At 69.2% G+C, this 18,555-nt stretch carries 9 protein-coding genes; 3 read left to right on the top strand and 6 right to left on the bottom strand.

The annotated features are described in order from the left end of the window. Positions 1–21 precede the first annotated feature (21 nt). On the bottom strand, positions 22–606 hold the full coding sequence (locus tag ACF1DX_RS15720; RefSeq protein ID WP_391791730.1) for a hypothetical protein: 585 nt from the start codon (positions 604–606) through the stop codon (positions 22–24). A gap of 369 nt (positions 607–975) precedes the next feature. Here ACF1DX_RS15720 and ACF1DX_RS15715 point away from each other — a divergent pair, with 369 nt between their 5' ends. After that, a complete protein-coding gene (locus tag ACF1DX_RS15715) occupies positions 976–10,008 on the top strand; it encodes a DNRLRE domain-containing protein (protein WP_391791729.1) in 9,033 nt (3,010 codons plus the stop codon). Positions 10,009–10,106: 98 nt separating this feature from the next. Here ACF1DX_RS15715 and ACF1DX_RS15710 read toward each other — a convergent pair whose 3' ends face one another. The 4 genes from ACF1DX_RS15710 to ACF1DX_RS15695 all read right to left on the bottom strand — a co-directional run bounded on the left by ACF1DX_RS15710 (position 10,107) and on the right by ACF1DX_RS15695 (position 14,548). Beyond that, entirely contained in the window at positions 10,107–11,198 is a 1,092-nt protein-coding gene (locus ACF1DX_RS15710) for a hypothetical protein (RefSeq protein WP_391791728.1), read from the bottom strand. A 58-nt stretch (positions 11,199–11,256) separates the two neighbouring features. Further along, on the bottom strand, positions 11,257–11,652 hold the full coding sequence (locus ACF1DX_RS15705) for a fic family toxin-antitoxin system, toxin component (protein ID WP_391791727.1): 396 nt from the start codon (positions 11,650–11,652) through the stop codon (positions 11,257–11,259). 319 nt (positions 11,653–11,971) lie between these two features. After that, positions 11,972–13,702: an endo-1,4-beta-xylanase gene (locus tag ACF1DX_RS15700; protein ID WP_391791726.1), complete on the bottom strand. Its 1,731-nt coding sequence runs from the start codon at positions 13,700–13,702 to the stop codon at positions 11,972–11,974. Positions 13,703–14,137: 435 nt separating this feature from the next. Then, complete coding sequence (locus tag ACF1DX_RS15695) at positions 14,138–14,548, bottom strand: FKBP-type peptidyl-prolyl cis-trans isomerase (protein ID WP_391791725.1); 411 nt, start codon at positions 14,546–14,548, stop codon at positions 14,138–14,140. A gap of 846 nt (positions 14,549–15,394) precedes the next feature. On the opposite strand from ACF1DX_RS15695, the gene panD reads away from it, so the two are divergent. Together panD and ACF1DX_RS15685 are read left to right on the top strand one after the other, a co-directional pair. Continuing rightward, entirely contained in the window at positions 15,395–15,817 is a 423-nt protein-coding gene (gene panD, locus ACF1DX_RS15690) for an aspartate 1-decarboxylase (RefSeq protein ID WP_391791724.1), read from the top strand. Positions 15,818–15,851: 34 nt separating this feature from the next. Beyond that, positions 15,852–16,196 (top strand): GNAT family N-acetyltransferase, encoded by a 345-nt coding sequence (locus tag ACF1DX_RS15685; RefSeq protein WP_391792131.1) that lies wholly within the window; start codon positions 15,852–15,854, stop codon positions 16,194–16,196. A gap of 604 nt (positions 16,197–16,800) precedes the next feature. Here ACF1DX_RS15685 and gndA read toward each other — a convergent pair. After that, a complete protein-coding gene (gndA, locus tag ACF1DX_RS15680) occupies positions 16,801–18,240 on the bottom strand; it encodes an NADP-dependent phosphogluconate dehydrogenase (protein ID WP_391791723.1) in 1,440 nt (479 codons plus the stop codon). Between the last annotated feature and the right edge of the window lie 315 nt (positions 18,241–18,555).

Below are 18,555 nucleotides of genomic sequence, written 5' to 3'. Positions count from 1 at the left end.
GCCTGCAAGAGTGGCAAGAGGTCAGTTGGACGCCTCGGGTACCGGCGCGGGCAGGGGCGCCGAGCAGGTCGCCCGGCCGAACCCACCGCTGGCCGTGGCGCTCTGCATGTGCCGCCCGCGCACGGCGACCGCGCAGCGGGCCTGACCGCCCTGCCCGCCCAGAGTGATGCTGATGACAGGGGTCTGACCGAGAGGCACCTCGACCGTCTTCTTCCAGGGCAGTCGGGCGCCGGATACGGTCTCCGCCGTGTCCTGCGCGCTCACGCCCTGGTAGCTGAGGTCGACGGTCCCCTCGCCGGTCACCTCGTACGTCACCGGCGCGGTGGGGATCTTGGGCTCGGCCTTGCCCTCGCCGCCGCCACGCAGAACGCCGAACAGCGCGAAGCCGAGACAGAGTACGAGGAAGCCGACGGCCGCGATCAGCACGGGGCGGTTGGAGCGGGTCTTGTGGCCGTCGTCCTCGGCGTCGACCGGGGGAGTCCCGCCCTGTCCGTCGCTCCCGGCCCCGGCGTCAGCCGTTCCGGTGGTTTCGGGAGCGTACGCGTCCGCCCCCGCGTGCTCGACGGTGGACGTGGGGGGCCCCGCCTCGCGCGTCTCGCTGCTCATCCAAACTCCCCTCGGCCGCGGGCCCGGACGGGCCCCGCCCGATCCAAAAGGGGTGGGGAGACCCTTGTCAAGGAATCCTGGTCCCCGGTCCGGATTGGCCTGATCCTGACGCTTCACGTGCGGGAAGTTCCTTTGCGGAAGAGGGAAAACAGCAGTTCAGACGGCAATAGCCAGGGTTTTCGGGTGAGTTGCGTAGATGGTCTATGTAGTTGACATGGACAGGGTGTTTTGCATTAGGAATCTCGGCTGTCAACTGCCGCTCGGCAGATGGCCCTTGGCTCCTTCGAAGGGAAACCGATGCACAGACCACGGGCCGTAAGGCTCTTGGCCTCGAGTGCGGCGCTGGCGGTCCTCGCGACCATCGCACCGATGACACCGGCATTCGCGGCACCACCCGACACGGGACGACTCGCCGACAGCCTCCGCGGTCTCTTTGCCGACGGGGACACCGAACCTGCTGATCCGCCAGAGCTCCCCGACACCGATGTCCCGGCCAGTGACAAGCTCGCCAAGGCGAAGGACACGCCAAAGGCCAAGCGTGTCAAGGAGCTGACGGACCGGCGGACGCCGTACTCCCGTCACTGGCGCATGTCGGACGGGCGGGTTCAGTCCGAGGTCTCGGCCATGGCCACCGCCTACGAGACGGGCAAGGGCGAGGACTCCGAGTGGAAGCCGATCGACACCGCGGTCACCGGCACCGACCGCAAGGGCTTCGAGAAGGCGAACACCACCAACCTCGCCCGCACCTACTTCGGCTCACGCCCCGGTGAGCTGGTCCGTTTCGAGCTCGACGAGGGCCACTGGGCCGCCATCGGCCTCAAGGACGCCGGTGCCGCGAAGCTGACGCCGGCGGTCGACGGCAACAAGGTCACCTACCAGGACGCCCTGGGCCGGGGGATCGACCTCACCTACACGGTCGGCAACGGCAGCGTGAAGGAGGACATCGTCCTCGACGAGCGTCCGAAGGGCACCCCCTCCTTCGATTTCACGCTCACCACGGGTGGCCTGACCGCGAAGTCGGAGAAGAACGGCACCATCTCGCTGTACGGCGAGAACTCCCCGGTCGGCGCTCCCGCGCTGGTGATCCCCGCGCCGTTCATGACGGACGCGAAGAAGGACGGCACCTCGGCCTACGGCGCCACGGGCACCGACGCCGTCCGCCAGGTCCTCTCCGGCAAGGAGGGCTCGTACGGCATCAGTCTGAAGCCGGACGCGAAGTGGCTGGCGGCGCCCGAGCGCCAGTACCCGGTGACGGTCGACCCGACCGTCACGATCGCGCCGACTCCGGCGCAGTCCGCGGACGCGATGATCTCCTCGGACGACCCCAGCGCCAACTATGCCGACCTCTGGCGCCTTTCGGTCGGCAACACCGGTACCGGCGCCTCGCGTGCGCTGCTGAGGTTCGGGCTGTCCGGCATACCCGCCGGCACGCGGCTGGATTCGGCCGAACTGAAGCTGTATTACGACCAGACGCACACCACCGGCGCCACCGAGGTCCGGCTGGAGGCGCACCGGGCCACCACGGCCTGGACCGAGACGGGCGCGACCTGGAACAGCGCCAAGGACATCACCGGGGAGCTGTCCGGCACGTCGGTCCTCGTCGACGACGGCGACTCCGGTACCACAGCCGCCCAGGGTGCCTGGCCCACCTCGGGGAACACCGCGTACACCCGGTACGCGACCGGTCAGGACTACCGGTACAACAAGGACGCCACGGCGGGTGACACGTACACCTGGCAGCCGAGCCTCCCGGAGGACGGCGAGTACCAGGTCGACGTGCACTACGTCCCGGCCTCCGACCGCGCCACCGACGCGCCCTACACGGTGATGTACGACGGCGGCACCAAGACCTACCAGGTCGACCAGCGGGCAGGAACCGAGGGCGTCTGGAAGCCGCTGGGCAAGCACCCCTTCCAGGCCGGCACCACCGGCCAGGTCGTACTCGGTGACGGCCCCGCCTCGACCTCCACGACCGTCCTCGCGGACGCGGTGCGCTTCACCAAGGGCGGTGTGGTCACCAAGCAGCCGCAGGAGGTCAACACCTGGCATGCCTTCCCGGTGACCAAGACGGTCCAGCAGTGGCTCGACGGCACCTACGACAACCACGGCTTCGTGGTGAAGGCCGCCGACGAGTCCGCGAGCGCCCCCAAGGGCGGCCCGCGGTACGAGGCCGCGGAGTACGGCTACAAGGGCGAGGTCGCCAACTACCCGAAGCTGGTACTCACCTGGGGTGACCAGGGCGTCGACGTCAGCCCGCCGAAGGTCATCCACTCCACCGGTGCCGAGCTGAGCTGGCCCGCGTACACCGACCCGTCGACCTCGCCGAGCGACGACATCGTCGAGTACCAGGTCCACCGCAGCGTCTTCCAGCACTTCACGCCGTCCTCGCAGACCCTGGTCTCGCCCGTCGCCAAGGACACACGCGCGTACACGGACACCTCGGCCCGGCCCACCCCGGCCGACTCCGCCGAGGAGTTCGGCGACGCGTACTACTACATGGTCGCGGTGAAGACCGCCAACGGGCGGATCCTCCCGTCCGCCACGGAACTGGTGCGTCTGCCCAAGGCCGGCCGGACCACGGTGGTGCTGCAGTCCGGGCAGAGCGACACCACGCTCGCCTCGGCAGAGCCGTCCACCGGCCACGACACGCTCACCGACGCGGGCGTCGCCCACCCGTGGCTGTCGGTGGGCAACAACTCGGCCACGTACGGCACCACCCGTGCCGCGCTGAAGTTCCCCGCCGTCAGCGAGATCCCGGCCGACGCCCGGGTCCTCGAGGCGCAGCTGAACATGTGGGGCTTCCAGACCACGACCGACTCGAACGGCGCGATCTACGAAGCTCACGCCCTGACCCGTGACTTCGACGAGGCGACCGCGTCCTGGACGGAGGCGGACGCGGGCACGCCGTGGACGACGGCCGGCGGTGACATGGACGCCGCCGTCTCCGACACGGTCGGCACGGTCACCAACGACCCGGCACGGCAGTCGTGGTACATCACCTCACTGGCACAGAGCTGGATCTCCGACCCCGCCGGCAATCACGGCGTGGCGGTCAGACTGCGCGACGAGTCGACGGCCGGTCCGCGGGAGCGGACGCTGTTCCTCTCCTCCGAGGCGGAGGAACCGCAGCTGCGCCCGCAGCTGGTCGTCACCTACCTGACGAAGACGACGGAGGCGACGTACCACGCCCCGTACACGCCGTCCCGGATGACACCAGGCGACGAGTACACCGTCGACGTCACCCTCACCAACACCACCACCGGCATCTGGGCGGCGGGCAGTCACGCGCTCTCCTACACCTGGTCGCTCCCGGACGGCACCGACGCCACCACCGGCGGCAACCAGCTTCAGACAGCGCTGCCGGACGAGGTCCTGCCCGGCGACTCGGTCACCGTGCCGGCCAGGCTGCAGGCACCGATCAACTCGGACTCCGGCAACAAACGCCTGGACTACGTGCTGAAGTGGGACCTGAAGAACACCACCAACGGCACCTGGCTGTCCGACAGCGACGCCATCGCCCCGCTGGCGCAGAACGTCCGCACGGAGGACCCGACCTCCAACCAGCTCGGCCTGGAGAAGTTCTACTCCTACGCGGGCAAGAACACCGGTGCGGGTTCGTCGCTGATGACGAACCTGTACGCGGGCAACAGCGTCTGGCAGTACAACTCGTTCTCCAACCCGGGCCGCGGCATCACCACCTTCGCCCGGTTCGCGTACAACTCCCAGGACACCTCCGACACGGTCCTCGGCCACGGCTGGTCGGCCCAGACCGCGATGCCGCTGCGCCTGGGCGCCGCGCTGGACTTCCACCCCGACCCGCAGCCGACCGAGGTCACCCTCCCCGACGGTGACGGCACCGCCCACATCTTCCGCAAGCAGGCGGACGGGACCTGGCTGGCACCGGCGGGCGTGCACTACCTGCTGCGCCAGGGCACCGGCGTGGACTGCACCCCCGACAAGGACGGCGACCCGAAGGCCTGGTCGCTGACCCGACCGGACCGCACCCAGTTCTTCTTCGACTGCGACGGCTACCTGACGTCCGTCGTCGACAAGAACGGCAACACGCAGACGTACACGTACGCCGAGCGCAAGTCGAACAACAAGCCGGTCAAGTTCCTCACCTACATCGAGGACCCGGCCGCGCGCCAGTCCCTCACGGTCGAGTACTACACGAAGGCCGACACCAACAGCCCGAAGATCATCGACCACGTCAAGTCGATGACCGACATCTCCGGGCGGAAGATCACCTTCGAGTACTCCGACAAGGGCCTGCTCACCACCCTCACCGACGGTACGGGCAGCGCGCAGCCCAAGGTGTTCCGCTTCACGTACGACATGGAGCAGGGCAACAAGAACGCCAAGCTGGTCAAGGTCACCGACCCGCGCGGCAACTCCACCTCCCTGGACTACTACTACCCCAGCGAGGGCGATGACCCGAAGTTCCACTGGAACACGCAGACGCTGACGGACCGCCTGGGCGGGACCACCGGCTATGTGTACACCGATCCGGACGGCACGGCGGGCTCGGTCGTCAACACCAAGGTCACGGACGCCGAGAACCACGACACGCAGTACGTGCTCGACGGGTACGGCCGCGCCACCCAGATGACCAACGCCAAGTCCGAGACCACCAAAACGGCTTGGGACACCGACAACAATGTGACGCGCCTGGAGGAGGCCAACGGCGCGGTCACCACGTGGAAGTACGACACCACCACCGGCTATCCGCTGGAGATGAAGGACGCCGAGGCCAACAAGAACGGCACCGCGGCACAGACCCTCACATACTCCTACGGGCTCGACGGCCATATCGCGGACCTCTTCGAGAAGAAGTCCCCGGAAGGCCGCACCTACCGGTTCGGCTACGACACCAAGGGCAACCTGACCTCGGTCACCGACCCCAAGGGCGTCGCATCCGCCGCCGAGGGCGACTACACCTCGCGCACGGAGTACGACGCGCTGGGCCAGGTCGTCAAGGAGACCGACGCCAACGGGCACGCCACGCGGTACGGCGAGTTCGCGCCGGCCGGCTACCCGAAGACCATCACGGACGCGGCCGGCCAGCCCTCGCACTTCGTCTACGACGTGCGAGGCAACGTCACCAAGGTGACCAACGCCCAGGGCGCCGAGGTCACCCAGGCCTATGACGTGTTCGGCAGGCCGCTGGAGAAGCGCGAGCCCAAGGACCAGAAGGCAGGCGAGTTCATCGTCACGCCGGAGCCGGTCTACGACGCCAACGACAACATCACCAAGGCCTTCGCCCCCAACGGGACGGAGACCACGGCGGTGTTCGACAAGGCGGACCAGCGGATCGAGTCGGTCAAGCCGTCCGACGAGCCCGGCGGTCCGGTGCGCAGGTCCACCTCCGTCTACGACAAGGTCGGCAACCTCGTCTCCGGCACCGGCGCACAGGGCAACCTGACGGCGACCGAGGGCGACTACACCGCCACCACCACGTTCGACGCGATCTACCAGCCGATCGAGATGGTGGACGCCGAGGGCAACAAGGCGACGGTGGAGTACGACAACGTCGGCAACGTCGTCAAGGTCGTGGACGCGCGCAAGAACGCCACCGCGAACGCCGACGACTACACCACGCGCTACGAGTACGACCTGAACCACCGGGTCAAGCGCACGGTCGACGCCCTGGAGTGGGCCACCTCGGTCCGCTACGACAAGGACGGCCTCCAGATCGCGCAGACCGACGCGGAGGGCAACGAGTCGCTCGCGACGTACGACGAACGCGGCGCGCTCGTCGAGTCCAAGGTGCCGGTCAAGAAGGACACCTCCGGAAACATCACCTACCGCACGACCACGTACGCGTACGACCAGGTCGGCAACCGTACGAAGACCACCACCCCGCGCGGTGTCGCCACCGGTGACGACGACGCGGACTTCATGTCGGAGACGGTCTACGACGAGCTGAACCGGGTCAAGGAGGAGCGCTCGCCCTACGACAAGGACGAACTGCTCTACTCCTCACCGGACTGGGTGTTCTACGAGTACGACTCCGTCGGCAACCTGAAGTCGGTCTCGGCTCCCCCGTCGGAGGGCCAGACGGTCCGCAACGTCACCGAGTACACGTACTTCGACAACGGCTGGACACGTACGTCCAAGGACCCGTGGGACATCACCACGGCCTACGAGTACAACCAGCTCGGCCAGCAGACGAAGAACACGCTGACCTCGGCGGGCGGCTCCCAGCAGCGCACCGTGACCTGGGACTACTACCCGTCGGGCAACAAGAGGGCCCACTCGGACGACGGTGTGCCGGTCGGCAACCAGGTCGTCCTGGTGGACAGCTCGGACTTCAACAACACCGCGACCCAGGGCAACTGGTCGCGGACGCAGGCCGAGCAGCAGTACGGCTACGACACGTACTCGCACCCCGCGGGCACCGGCACCTCGTCGCTGTCCTGGCAGTTGAACATCCCGCAGAACGGCACCTACGAGGTGTTCGTCCGCTACCCGAAGATGACGGGTGCCGCCTCGGACGCCAAGTTCAAGGTCGACCACGACGGCGGCAGCACCACAAAAACCGTCGACCAGACCGCGAACACCGGCGCGTGGGTCTCACTCGGGTCCTACGCGTTCGTGGAGAACGGTCCGCAGAAGGTCACGCTGACCGACGCCGCCGATGGCACGGTGCTCGCGGACGCGGTGAAACTGGTCCGCTCGAACTCCGGTGAGACGGACGACGAGAAGAAGGACTTCACCTACAGCTACAACGCGAACGGCAACATGACCGAGGTCCGTGACCTCTCGCCGGGCGCGAAGATCGACACGTACAAGATCTCGTACGACGGCCTCAACCACATCACCAAGGTGGAGGAGTCCGCGGGCGGCACGGTGAAGAACACCACCTCGCTGACCTATGACGAAAACGGCAACCCCGTCACGTCCACGCACGATCTGACCTGGACGAAGATCGAGTACGACGAGCGCGACATGGTCAAGAAGGTGACCAACGCCGATTCGCCCACCGCGGGCGATCAGCAGATCACCACGATGACCTACACCGGGCGCGGCCAGCTCCTGAAGCAGACCAAGCCCAACGGCAACACGCTCGATATGCGCTACTACCCCGACGGGTCGGTGGAGCAGTCGCTCGAGAAGACCTCGGGCGGCACCGTGGTGGCGCAGCACGACCTGGAGTACTCGCCCAACGGGCACCGCTCCAAGGACGTCCTGAAGCTGATGAACGCCGATGACAACTCGGCCCACATCAACAACACGTACACCTTCGACTACGACCCGCAGGACCGCATCACCAAGGTCACCAAGAGCGGCGACGACGCGTCCACCGAGTCCTACCGCTACGACCGCAACAGCAACATCGTCGAGCAGACGGTGGACAACGTCACCACCACCCAGCGCTACGACCGCAACCGCCTGTTGTCGGCGAGTTCGGGCGGGGTCACGTCCACCTACAACTACGACCCGCTGGGCCGGCTCGACACCGTCAGCACCGGCGGTCAGACCGTCGAGAAGCACTACTACGACGGCTTCGACCGTGAGGCGAAGGTCCGGCAGGGCGTGGGCGCCACCGCGGTGACCACCTCGTACGTCTACGACCCGTTCGACCGGACGGTCTCCCAGACCACCTCGGGCGACCAGGGCAAGACCACGGCGTTCACCTACCTCGCCATGGACAAGACGCTCGTGCGCGAGACGGTCGACGGCAAGGCGGACAAGGACTACCAGTACATAGCCGGTGGTCAGCGCGCCACGCAGATCAAGCACAAGGACGACGGCAGCAAGGAGGTCTCGCAGTACGTCACGAGTCCGCGCGGCGACGTCGAGGCGATCACCAAGGAGGACGGCAAGACCCGTTCCACGTACGGCTACACGGCCTACGGTTCGGACGACTCGTCCCAGATGACCGGTGCGGACAAGCCGGGCAGCGGCACCGCGGGCAAGAGCGACTACAACTCGTTCCGCTTCAACTCCTCGCGCTGGGACGGTGCCTCGGGCACGTACGACATGGGCTTCCGCAACTACGACCCGGGGCTGAACCGCTTCCTCACCCGGGACTCGTACAGCGGCGCCCTGGCCGACATGTCCCTGGCCACCGACCCGTTCACCGGCAACCGATACGCGTTCGCCGGCGGCAACCCGATCAGCTTCGTCGAGCTCGACGGGCACCTGTTCGGTCTGTCGCTCTCGGACATCGGCCATGCCACGCTCGACGTGGTCGGCCTGGTCCCCGTCATCGGTGAGGTCGCCGACGTCGCCAACGGCATCTGGTACGCGGCCGAGGGCAACTATGCCGACGCCGCACTGTCGTTGACGTCGGCGATCCCGCTCGCGGGGTACGCGGCCACCGCCGTCAAGGCCGGCCGCTACGTCGAGAAGGGTGTCGAGGCGGTGGACTCCGCCAACGACGCGCGCAAGGCGGTGGACAACGCCGGTGACGCGGCGAACGCCGCGAGCGACGCCCGCAAGGCGGACGGCGTGGACGCCCCGACGACGAAGTCGCCGGACAGTCCGCAGGCACCCGCCTGCAAGGTGAACAGCTTCCTGCCGGGCACCCAGGTCGTCCTCGCGGACGGCACCACCCGGGCCATCGAGAAGCTGGAGGTCGGCGACCTGGTCGTGGCCACCGACCCGGAGACCGGGGACACCCGGGCCCGGGAGGTCACCGAGACGCGTGATCACGAGGGCGCCAAGGACCTCGTCACCCTGACCGTCGACTCCGGCGGCAAGGGCAAGGCGCTCAAGCTGACCTCGACGGCCGCGCACCTGTACTGGCTGCCGGACTTCGGCACGTGGGTCCCGGCCAAGGACCTCAAGTCCGGTATGTGGCTGCAGACCTCGGCCGGTACCTGGGTCCAGATCAGTGCGGTCGACACCGCCCACCGCTCGGCCAGGGTCTACAACCTGTCGGTCGAGGGCGTCCACACGTACTACGTGGGGTCGGGTGCCGCCGCGGTCCTGGTCCACAACTGTGGCTACAAGGACGAGGCGGTCAGGGCGCAGCAGCGCGCCCAGGAACTCGCCGGTCAGCTCCACTTCTTCAAGGAGTCCATGGTGACCGTCGCGGTCATCGGGGTCCGGAAGAAGGGCACCAAGGACATCGTCGAGAAGGTGGGCATGAGCTCCGGTCAGAAGGGCGACCTTCTGAGCCTCTCCGACGGCCAGTCGTTCGTGCCCGGCAACCTGGTGCCCGGACGTGTCACCAAGAAGGGCAATCCCGCCTACGAGCACGCCGAGGAATCGGTGTTCAGGTGGCTCGAGGAGAACCCGGACTACGAGGTGCTGTACGGCGGCACGTCGAAGAACGTGTGCTCCGACATCTGCGCACCACTCGTCGAACAGAGCAAGATGAAGCTCGACGGTGAGGTGTTCGGCGGAGCGTCCGACAAGACCGACTTCCGGACGTTCTGGCGCCTGAGGCGCTAGGAGACACCGGCGCCACCTCCAGTGGCGCCGCCGGACACGCAAGCAGGACGCCCGGCCGGGGAGCTTCCCCGGCCGGGCGTTCGCGTCGCGGGACGCGCTCAGCTCGCGTCGGTCAGACTCCACAGGTGCACGGCCGTGCGGTCCTCGGCGAGGGTGGCCCACAGGCCGGGGCCGGCCGGCAACGGGCTGCCCGGGACCGGCAGGGAGTAGACGATCCGCCCGCGCAGGGCGAGTGTGCCCGGGTCCACGAGCCAGTGACGGGGCTCGGTGGTGTGCCCGTCGGTGCTGACGACGGCGCCGTCCTCGTAGGGGTAGGCGCCCTCGTGATCCCAGCGCGCCATGTCCTCACCCGGCGCGGGTGGCACGACATCCCTGGCGTTGAGGCGTCCGGTCTCCTGCGCGCCCGGGGACTCGTGCAGATAGAGCGCCCACTGGCCGGGATCCGTGCACAGGAAGTGCCCGCCGGACGGGCTGACGTCCTGCAGCAGTACCCCTTCGATGCGTTCGAAGCCCAGGTCCGTACCGTCCCAATGCCCCCACAGGGAAGGGGAGTCCTCATGCCCCTCACCGACGGTCAGTCCCATGTACGAGCCGTCGGGATGCGGGAAGTGGGCGGACGCCGAACCCACGGTCGAGGTCCTGGTCCGGCCGAGCACCGACCCGTCGGCCGCGTCAAGGACCAGCCACTCCTCGTGCGGCCAGTCCTGTGCGTGCCGCACATGGGCCCACACCAGCTTGCCGTCCGGGCTGAACGCGGCGGAACCGCGGTCTGCGTGCCGATGCCGCGGGTCGTCCGCGTACTCCTCGAACGAGGCATGGGCCGCCGTGCACTTGGCGGCGGACCAGCACCCGTGCGGGAGCTCCCAGTGAACCTTGCCTGTCCGGTCCACGGCCCGTACGGCGTGCACACCGCTGAACACGGCGAGGTCGCCCGTGGGAGAGACGGTGACATCGCCGAAGGGCCGGGGCCAGGGGGCGGGGAAGCGGAACTCGGCGCCGTGCTCCTGACCTGTCGGGCCGAGCCCGACCATGGCGAGCTCGTCGTCCCCGCGCTGGACGAGCAGCCTGTGACCGGGCCCGTACTGGATGCGCGGAGCGTCGGCGTCTACGGCACCGAGGGGGGCGAGGACCGTGGCAACGAGGCGGGCCGTGTGTGCCACAGCGGCCGCGTCTGTGGGATCGGTGGACATGGATGGCATGCTTCCACACCCGAGTGGCGGGTAGCGTGCCGCCGCGGGGAGAGCCGCGTCAGATGGCGGTGGGCCGGCCGCGCAGCAGGGTGGCGATCTTCCCGGCGGTGCAGGCCGGGTCCAGGAGCAGGTCCTTGAGGGCGAGGGCGTCCTCGCGGGCGGGTTTGACGGTGATTCCGGTGGCTTCTGGGCACATCACGCCGGTGGCGGCGGTGACGGCCAGGTTGGAGCGCTCCAGCCAGCGGCAGCGGCCCGGCGTGTGTACCAGGGCGGCGGCCTTGGCGTAGGAGCCGTCGTGGACGGGCCGCTCGAACAGTTCGGCCCGGTGGAGGGCGACCGCCGAGACGGGGACGCAGCAGTCGTCGGAGACCGGGTCGTCCACCCCGGCGGCCTCGGCCGTGTCCGGCGGTGCCGACTGCGTGAAGCGCTGTGGTGGCACCTGGTGCACACTCATGACGCGGCCCGCATCCTGCTGCGCGAGACGGCCGTGCGGGCAGGGAGCCGACTGCCCCGCACAGACGAGGAACGCACACGATGAAGACACCGCACCAGGAGCCGGTCCTCTCCCGTGCCGCTCGCATCCTGGAGGCGTTCAGTCAGGAGGGGCCCTCCTCGTCCTCGCGAACACCGGGTCCAGAGGTGACCGACGGTCACCCCCGCAGTGATCATGATGCTGACCGGCAGGAATCCGTCACTCCCGGACCACACCAGCCCCGCGAGCCGCGGAATCGGGACGAAACGATCCCACTGGTCGTTCGCGGTGTTCGCCGTACCTATCCAGTGCCTGAGCGGCGAGCTTCGTCCAGGACGTCACGCAGTGCCCAGTAGGCGGGTTTCACCTCGTACGTCGCGTCCCAGGGAAGAGCGTTTCCCGGACTCGGGGGATAGTGTCGCAGGTCAGCCGTGGAGCCGTACTTGTCGGTGAAACCCCAGGTCGAGAACGAGGTGCAGTTGGGTTCTTCGACGCAGACCGCGAGTTTCCCCGCCAACTGGCGGGCCTGGATGTCCTCTTCGTCCTCGTCGACGAGGACGTCCGCCTCCGAGACCCGGGCCTTCAGACCGAGTCCGGCCAAAGCCCGGACCTTGCGTCGGAAGACCTCGGGGTCGGTACGGTCGCCGACGGCGTATTCGTGGTCCTGGAAACCGACGCCATCGATCGGAACGCCCCGTTCCTTCAAGCGGATCAGCAGCGCGTAGAGGGCATCCCAGCGTGGACCGTCCTCCTCCACCCCGTACTCGTTGAGGTACAGCACCGCGTGCGGGTCGGCCTCGCGGGCAGCATGGAAGGCGATGTCGATGTACTGCTCACCCATCGCTTCGAACCACAACTGTGGCCGCACGCCCCGGTTGCCGTTGGAGTAGTCCTCATCCTCGTCGGACATGGGCTCGTTCACCACGTCCCATTCCGCCACCTTCCCCCGGAAGTGGCCCGCTACCGCGCGTATGTGCTCCACCATGACGCGCCTGCGTTGCTCGTGCGTCATCTCGGCGCGCATCCATGCGGGCAGGGCTTCGAACCAGACGAGGGTGTGGCCGTGCACCTTCATCCTGTTGGCCTCGGCGAAGTCCACCAAGGTATCGCCTTCCGCGAACGCGAACACGCCGCGTCGAGGCTGGACGAACTGCGGCTTGAAGTCGTTCTCCGGCGTAAGCATGGAGAACTCCTCACCCGCCGTCCGGCGGTAGGCGCTGTCAGTCAGCAAGGGGCCCGCGGCCAGGGCGGTTCCCATACGGATCGGGCGTGGGAGAACCGCCGCCAGATCACGCATCGCATCGCTGGACCGGGGCACTCGCAGGCCAGGCGCGTCCACGACGGACATCCGGCCCCGTCCCAGTGACCGCGCGTGGAGATCGCTGAGGGTCCAGCCCTTCCCGCGGGCTCCCGCATCCGCGCCGAACCAGATGCGGCCACTGCCGAAGACGTCCCGCGCGGGAACGGTTCCCACGACCCTGCCGTCGGCCTCCAGCACAAGCCTGTCTGCGCGGACTTCGACGGCGAGGCGGACTTCGAGCCCCAGGCCGCTCCCGAAGGTCCGGGTCGTCGCAGGTCTGTCGGAGTCCCCGTCCCAGCGGTCGATCCGGAGCCTCCCGCCGACCACGCCGATGCGCACGCCGCGCCGTTCGTAGCGCCATTCGTCGTAGATGACCGGCGTCTCACCGTACAGATGCAGGTAGGCATCCGTGTCATCCGTGCGCCGCAGGCCGGCTTCGATCCGGACATCCCCTCGGAACACCATGTGGGGACCGCGCAGGTTCACCGGTGGGTTGGGCTGTCCGCCGGTACCGTCCTGGTGTGTGATGCGCCGGTCGAGGGGTGTGACCCGTATCCCTGTGTGCGTGGGCTTCCCGCCGGCGAAGTGAGCCCAGTCCCTGCCGTTCAGGAGGTCCTCCACCGGTCCCCCCGCGGGCGCGGAGGTGCCGGCACGGTCCCCCGAGACACCAGCGACCAAGGCACACACAACCGCGATGACAGCGCTCTTCCGAAACCGCATGAACAGCAGCACTCCGTATCCTCAGCCCGTCTTCCGACGGCATCACCCCCTCAGCCACACCGTCGCCGAGCACCGTCCTCCCCAGCCGCGGCAAGAACGGTGCGCAACCGATCGCGCCGCCCCGCTGTGACTGATCGCCATTGTTTCAGGTGCGAGTGAGGGACCGTCGGCCGAGGACCGCTCGGGAACGACGGCCGGAGAGCGGCCGGTACGGTCGGCAATGGGATCGTTTCATCCTGATTCCGCAGCTCGCGGGGCTGGGGGTGGGGCTGGTGTGGCCCGGGAGTGACGGACTCCTGCCGGCCAGCATCATGATCACTGCGGGGATGATCGTCGGTCACCTCTGGACCCGGTGTTCGCGAGGACCAGGACTACACCGCGTACGGGCTCACCTCCCGGCAGATCGAAGAACCCAAGGCGTGGGCGCGGAGACAGGAACGGTCCGGGTCAGCGGGCGTTGCTCCAGCCGCCTGTGCCGGCGGAGTACGAGTCGAGCAGGTCCACCACGAAGACCAGGGTCGAGCCCGCCGGGATCAACGGCGAGGGCGACTGGTTGCCGTAGCCGAGACGCGGGGGAACGACGATCTCACGCCGACCGCCGACCCTCATCCCCCTCAACCCCCGGTCCCAGCCCTTGATGACCCTGCCGCTGCCCAGGGCGAACTTGAACGGCTGGTCACGGTCCCAGGAGGAGTCGAACTCCTTCCCCGTCTCGAAGGTCACCCCGACGTAGTGGACCCTGACCACCGTGCCCGGCTTCACCTCGGCCCCGTCCCCGACGACCAGGTCCCGGACGGTCAGCTCGGCAGGCGCAGCACCCTCCGGGACGTCGACCTCGGGCTTCGTCAGTTCACTCATCGCAGTTCCGTCACTCTCCGTCGCAGACCCATGTGCGGGCCGACCCGGCCCATGGACACTCCATGCGGCAGAGGATCACGCTAACGCGCATGCCGGTTTCCGGAGCGCACCGGATCAGTGGCCGCGCACGGCGGTCCGCCGCACGGCCGGCGCACGAGCCCCCGCACACTCGGACGGGACGCGGTGGCTCGGGTTGCACGGCAGCCGCCCGGACGGGAAGCGGCACAGAGGGCCCGGGCCGACGCGCGCCGTTCAGTCGACTGCGTCGAGTCGTGCCGCCGCCCGCAGGTCCCTGAACGACGAGATGACCTCGGCCAAGCCGTGCCGCAGGGGCATCTCCGGCTGCCCGCCGAGCCAGGGTCTTTGAGAAGTGATCGGGCCTTGTCCCCAGGTGTTCGACGGCAACGGCGACGGCAACGCCAGCGGACAACCGCTGTGGCGGGCGAGTCGTCAGGGCCGTCGTTGGTCGAGTCGAGGGCGATGCCGAGGGTGTCGATGGCTTGGCGTTGCAGGTGGAGTCGGACGTGGGCGTAGGCGCCGGTTGCGACGCCGATGTGGGCGTGGCCGAGTCGCCCGTTCTCCACCTCTCCCGTTCCTGATGTCCCGTCAGGTAAGCCGGCATCCGATCGGCATCAGTCCCCGAACTGTCCGAGACGGCTACCCGGACAAGCGCCTGGTCTGCGGCGTCACCACGGCCTGCCCCGCACAGAAGCCCAGGCGGGAAGCCTGCTCGGTACGGTGCACGATGTTCTGCGAGGTCTTCGACCGGGAGGCGTGCCCGTGTACAGTGAAGACCGCCCTTGACCTGCACAAAGCAGGCAGGGAGCCGTCTTCCAGGAGTCCAAAGTGCTGCGTACTCTGTTCAAGTCCAAGATCCACCGCGCCACCGTCACCCAGGCCGACCTGCACTACGTGGGATCCGTGACGATCGACGCCGAGCTGCTCGACGCCGCCGATCTGCTGCCCGGTGAGCTCGTGCACATCGTCGACATCACCAACGGGGCGCGGCTGGAGACGTACGTCATCGAGGGGGAGCGCGGGTCCGGGGTGATCGGGATCAACGGGGCCGCCGCCCATCTCGTCCAGCCCGGTGATCTGGTGATCATCATCAGTTACGCTCAGGTGACCGACGCCGAGGCGCGGGCGCTGGAACCCCGGGTGGTGCACGTGGACGGCGACAACCGCATCGTGTCCCTGGGGGCCGACCCGTCCGAGCCGGTGCCGGGGTCGGACCAGGAGCGCAGCCCGGGGGCCGTCACCACGGCCTGACCGGCGCGGACCGAGGCAGGAGCGTGACGTGGCCATGGGTGACATCGAGATCCGTGACGACCGGGCGGCGGGCCGGCTCGAGGCGGTGGCGGACGGCGAAGTCGTCGGGCGGATCGAGTACTTCGTCCTCGACGCCCCCGAGCGTGCGCTCGTGCCGGTGCACACCATCGTCGAGCCCGCCCACGGGGGCAAGGGCATCGCGGGCTCCCTCGCCCGCGAGCTCTACGGCATCGCCGCCCGCGAGGACAGTGCCGTCGCCCCGCTCTGCCCGTACGTCGCCACGTGGGCCGAGCGCCACGCCGACGACGCTCCGGCGGCCGGGCCGGAGCTGATCCGGGCGGCGAAGGAGTGGCTGGCGGCGCATCCCGAGCGGTTCTGAAGGCCACGTGCTCGCACCGCCGCACCCCTCGCCCGTCCGTGTGTCCGTCTTTGACGCGCTGCGCGACGAGGATCATCCCGGGCTGGAGTTGCGGCACCTCGTCGCCGAGGACCGTCGGAGCGCGCCCGCTCCGACGGTCCCGCGGCGGCCCGCCTGTGCCACCCGGCCCCGCTCCAGTCACCCGGGCGGGTGACTGGAGCGGCGGCCGCCGGGTAGGCGGGGGAGTAGTCCAGAGCCGACGTCGACCGACAGGCCGGAGGACACGCGCCATGACGAACCCGTACCCGGACCCCGTTCCGCCGGGCCCCACACCGGGACCCACCCCCGGCCCGGACCCCTCGCACCCCGAGCCCTACCCGGACCCCACCCCTGCGCCCGCGCCGCCGGGCCCGGGCCCGGAGCCGGCCCCGCAGCCGCCGGGCCCGGGGCCGCAGCCGCCCCCGCCGCACCCGGGTCCCCCCGAGCCGTCCCCCTCGCCGGTCCCGCCGGGCCCCGAGCCGGTGCCGAACCCGGAACCCGGCCCGCCGCTGAGCTGACCCGGACGCGGCACGGAACAGGGCGGTGGACGACCCGAAGGCCGTCCACCGCCCTGTCGCACGGAGTGTTACGCCGTCACCTCCGAGCGGTCCCCGCCCCACAGCGTGTGGAACGAGCCGTCGCGGTCCGTGCGCCGGTAGGTGTGCGCGCCGAAGTAGTCACGCTGGCCCTGGGTGAGCGCGGCCGGCAGACGCTCCGCGCGCAGGGCGTCGTAGTAGGCGAGGGCCGCGGCGAAGCCGGGGGCCGGCACGCCCTGGCGGGTCGCCGCGATCAGCACCTCGCGCCAGTCGTCCTGGGCGTCGGCGATCTCCCGCGCGAACGTCTCGTCCGACAGCAGGCTCGGCAGGTCCGCGCGGGCGTCGTAGGCGGCGCGGATGCGGTCCAGGAAGGCCGCGCGGATGATGCAGCCGCCGCGCCAGATCGCGGAGACCGCACCGAGGTCGATGTCCCAGCCGTACTCCTCGCTGCCGGCCGCGACCTCGTGGAAGCCCTGCGTGTACGACACGATCTTCGACGCGTACAGCGCCTGCTCCACCCGGTCGGCGAACGCCGCCGCCTCCGCCTCGCCCAGCGGCGCCGCCTTCGGGCCGGCCAGCCCGCGCGACGCCTCACGCAGCGCCGCGTGACCGGACAGGGAGCGCGCGAAGACGGCCTCGGCGATGCCGGACACCGGCACGCCCAGGTCGAGCGCGATCTGCACGGTCCAGCGGCCCGTGCCCTTCTGCTCCGCCTGGTCCACCACCACGTCCACGAACGGCTCGCCCGTGGCCGCGTCCACGTGCGACAGCACCTCGGCGGTGATCTCGATCAGGTAGGAGTCCAGCCGGCCGGTGTTCCAGGTGCGGAAGATCTCCGCGATCCGCGCGGGGGAGTACCCGGCGACATCGCGCAGCAGCTGGTACGCCTCACCGATCAGCTGCATGTCGGCGTACTCGATGCCGTTGTGCACCATCTTCACGAAGTGTCCGGCGCCGTCCGGGCCGACGTGCGTGACGCAGGGGGAGCCGTCCTTCGCCTTCGCGGAGATCTTCTCCAGCATCGGGCCGAGCGAGTCGTACGACTCCTTCGGGCCGCCCGGCATGATGCTCGGCCCGTTCAGCGCGCCCTCCTCGCCGCCGGAGACGCCCATGCCGACGAAGTGGATGCCCTGCTCCCGCAGCGCCTTCTCCCGGCGGCGGGTGTCCGCGAAGTGCGCGTTGCCGCCGTCGATGATCATGTCGCCGGGCTCCAGCAGCGGCGCGAACTCCTCGATCACGGCGTCCGTCGGCTCACCCGCCTTCACCATCACGACCAGCCGCCGCGGCCGCTCCAGCGCCGCCACGAACTCCTTGGCCGTCCCGGCCGCCACGAAGCTCCCCTCGTGCCCGAACTCCTCCACCAGCGCGTGCGTGCGTGCCGCCGTCCGGTTGTGCACCGCGACCGTGTAGCCGTTGCGGGCGAAGTTGCGCGCGAGGTTGCGGCCCATGACCGCGAGTCCCGTGACGCCGATCTGCGCTGAACTGCTCATTGGGGTGGCTCCTCATGAACGTGGTATCGGTACTGCCGGGTCCCGGTGCTGCCGGTCGATGCCCGCCAGTCCTGCTGTCGACCATCCTGACGTGCCGCACGCGCGTGCGCACGCGCGGGTCGTCGCGACCCCGCTCAGGCACATACGCGCGGATGCCCCTCGCGCACTCAGCGGGCGCGCGCACCCGCATGCCCCCGCGGACGGACACATCCGCCCGCGCACGCTCCCCACGGAGCACCAAGGGGGGGCGCAACGGGCGAAAAATCCCGGCCACTTGGCGCATCCGTGCGGCCGATAGCCGTCTTGTCACGGCCA

The sequence above is a fragment of the Streptomyces sp. NPDC014676 genome (assembly GCF_043084105.1).
Lineage (GTDB): Bacteria > Actinomycetota > Actinomycetes > Streptomycetales > Streptomycetaceae > Streptomyces.
Note: the sequence above shows the minus strand (reverse complement) of the source record. Positions and strands in the feature narration are given on the sequence as shown.